This is a genomic window from Campylobacter sp. (genome assembly GCF_017646085.1).
Lineage (GTDB): Bacteria > Campylobacterota > Campylobacteria > Campylobacterales > Campylobacteraceae > Campylobacter.
Genome location: NZ_JAGCNF010000086.1, coordinates 1 through 2,689, shown reverse-complemented (window position 1 = coordinate 2,689; position 2,689 = coordinate 1). Strand labels below are relative to the sequence as shown.

Sequence of the window (2,689 nt, the reverse complement as noted above, 5' to 3'; positions counted from 1 at the left end):
GAAATAGAAGCAAAAATCATAACAGACAATACTCATCACAAGGCGATTTTAATTGGTAAAAATGGTACTACTATTAAGCGGATTGGAATTGTAGCTCGCAAAATTATAAGTGAATTTAGTAATCAAAAGGTTTTTATTAAATTAAATGTAGAAGTTGATAAAAACTGGCATACAAATGAAAATAGTATTAAGAAATATCTAGATATAAAAGGGAATTAAAATGGCTTTTGAAAGAGTACTCCAGGCCATAGAGGATATAAAAAATGGCAAAATGATAGTCATGGTAGATGATGAAGATAGGGAAAATGAAGGTGATATAGTATTTGCTGCAGCCTTTAGCGATGTACAAAAAGTTAACTTTATGATCACTCATGCTAGAGGAGTTTTATGTACGCCACTTAGCAAGGATTTAGCTGACAAATTTGATCTTTATCCAATGGTTGGAGCCAATACCAGCTGTCACGAGACAGCATTTACTGTTAGTATTGACGCTAAAAAGGCGACTACTGGAGTAAGTGCATATGAAAGAGATATGACAATTAAAATGCTAGTAGATGGCACTACAAAAGCTGATGATTTTGTCCGTCCAGGTCATATATTTCCACTAATTGCTAAAAGTGGCGGGGTACTAGAGCGAACCGGACATACTGAGGGCAGTATAGATCTGTGCAGATTAGCCGGTCTAGCACCAGTATCTGTAATATGCGAGATAGTAAATGATGATGGCACAATGGCTAGACGCGATGATTTAGAAAAATTTTGTGATAAATTTGAATTAAATATGGTAAGTATAGCTGAGATTATAGAATATCGCCTCCATCATGAAAAATTAATTAGCGTAAATGAACTAGGAGAATCGCAAATAGCAGGTAAAAAAGCACACAAATATAGCATAACAGATCATTTGGGTAATACTCATTTTGCTTTTACTTTTGGCAATATAAATACCAAAACAAATGTAAAATTTCATAAAATAAAAGATGATATAGAGCTTTTAAATTCACATAAATTCAATGAGTTTATATCTCACATAGAACTACTAGATAGTGAAGGTGGAATACTAATATTTCTATCTGGCAATGATGATGATAGTAGCTTGATTAAAAATTATGGTGTAGGTGCTCAAATCTTAAAGTATTTTGGTGCAAGCGATATTAAAATCCTAAGCTCAAGCGAGTCTAAAGAATTTGTAGCTATTAAAGGTTTTGGGTTAAATATTACCTGGGTAAATAGCTAAATTGAATGTTGTTTAGAATATTTATAAAAATTATAAATATTCTAAATTTAATTTTTATAATCCTTTAAGAAGGATTAATATGAAATATACTTTCAAAAACTCAGCAAATTTATTATATATCTGCTTATTTCTTTTTTCTATATCATATTTTAACCAATTCGCTCCAGACATAATTTCATTGATACATAGGAATTAAAAAATTTATTTTTTGATAGATACTCAAAAATACTCTTTTATTTATGCTCTCATCTTTGCCATTTGATATTTTTTTATTATTTTTAATTATTTACTTCTTCTTTGGTCTAAATACTTTCATAATATTCTCATCGCATTCAATATAAGCTGCACCAATTAGATCTAAACAGTATGGAATCGCTGGAAAAATAGGCTCCAAACACTCCTTTATCGCTTTTGGCTGACCTGGCAAATTTACTATTAAAGTCTTATTTTTTATACCAGCACTTTGTCGTGACAATATAGCAGTAGGTACATATTTTAAGCTAACTGAGCGCATCAATTCACCAAATCCTGGTAGCATTTTCTCACATACAGCCTCAGTTGCTTCAGGCGTTACATCTCTAGGTGCTGGCCCTGTCCCACCGGTGGTAAATACTATATCACATCCTTGCTCACACATTTGTTCTAGACTATTTACTATTAACTCATAATCATCAGGTATAACCCTATAAATAAACTCTAAATCACCTATTACCCACTCTTTTAGTATATTTTGAATCGCTATACCACTCTCATCTGCATAGACTCCAGCACTTGCTCTATCGCTTAGTGTTAATACTCCTATTTTAGCCATTATTTATCCTTTGTATTATCATTATTACATCAGCCCTACTTGCTGATTCATTCTCTAGTAAAAATTTAGCCAAGGCATCTATCTCAGATCTCATCTTATCTATTAGCTCATTTACTTCGCTGCGAATTCGTTCTAAAAGCTCTCTAGTCTCATCATCACTAGGCATAATCCTATCCCCCATTCCATACTCCATTACTAGTTCCCTAGCGATATTTTTAGCTATTTTTATATCATTTTTGGAATTAGTATATAGTTCACCAGTGATTAAATTCATCGTACAAATACCGGCTAAATGTACTTTGATAAGCCCCAAAAGATCACTTTTTGAGCTTAAAAATGTATCGCTAGCACCAAATTTATCATTTAAAAGCGAAATTTGATTAAAATTAATACCGCAAAACTCAGCCATTAATGCCTTGGCTGATTGATAAATAGCTTGAATTTGCTTTTCGTTTTGACTTAGGCTATGAAGGTGTTTTTTGCCATCAATTACCCTATTTTCCACAGCCTTAAAGTCATCATTATTTATAATCTCTCTGCCGTTTCTTAATGCATTTATAGCTGCTTCATTTACTAGTGTTGCAAGTGCTGCTCCGCTCAATCCAGTTGTACTCCTAGCTACAAAACCTCTATCTACTGAG

The 2,689-nt window shown here is 32.6% G+C and carries 3 protein-coding genes and 1 pseudogene; 2 read left to right on the top strand and 2 right to left on the bottom strand.

Annotated features, from left to right (window positions below):
* Together J6V67_RS04710 and J6V67_RS04705 are read left to right on the top strand one after the other, a co-directional pair.
* Positions 1-219 (top strand): KH domain-containing protein (locus J6V67_RS04710; protein WP_291859499.1); only part of this gene is annotated, 219 nt, incomplete at its 5' end.
* A 1-nt stretch (position 220) separates the two neighbouring features.
* The gene (locus tag J6V67_RS04705; protein WP_291859496.1) at positions 221-1,237 is read left to right on the top strand and encodes a bifunctional 3,4-dihydroxy-2-butanone 4-phosphate synthase/GTP cyclohydrolase II; all 1,017 of its coding nucleotides are present in this window, start codon (positions 221-223) and stop codon (positions 1,235-1,237) included.
* 286 nt (positions 1,238-1,523) lie between these two features.
* On the opposite strand, the gene mog is transcribed toward J6V67_RS04705, so the two are convergent.
* Positions 1,524-2,051: a molybdopterin adenylyltransferase gene (mog, locus tag J6V67_RS04700; RefSeq protein WP_291859503.1), complete on the bottom strand. Its 528-nt coding sequence runs from the start codon at positions 2,049-2,051 to the stop codon at positions 1,524-1,526.
* A pseudogene (locus J6V67_RS04695) lies at positions 2,041-2,689 on the bottom strand (ATP-dependent metallopeptidase FtsH/Yme1/Tma family protein); the annotation flags it as partial. The pseudogene J6V67_RS04695 and the gene mog, both read right to left, overlap by 11 nt.

Excerpts from the sequence above, each read along its gene's own strand:
- J6V67_RS04705 (WP_291859496.1), top strand. The coding sequence starts at position 221 with ATGGCTTTTGAAAGAGTACTCCAGGCCATAGAGGATATAAAAAATGGC.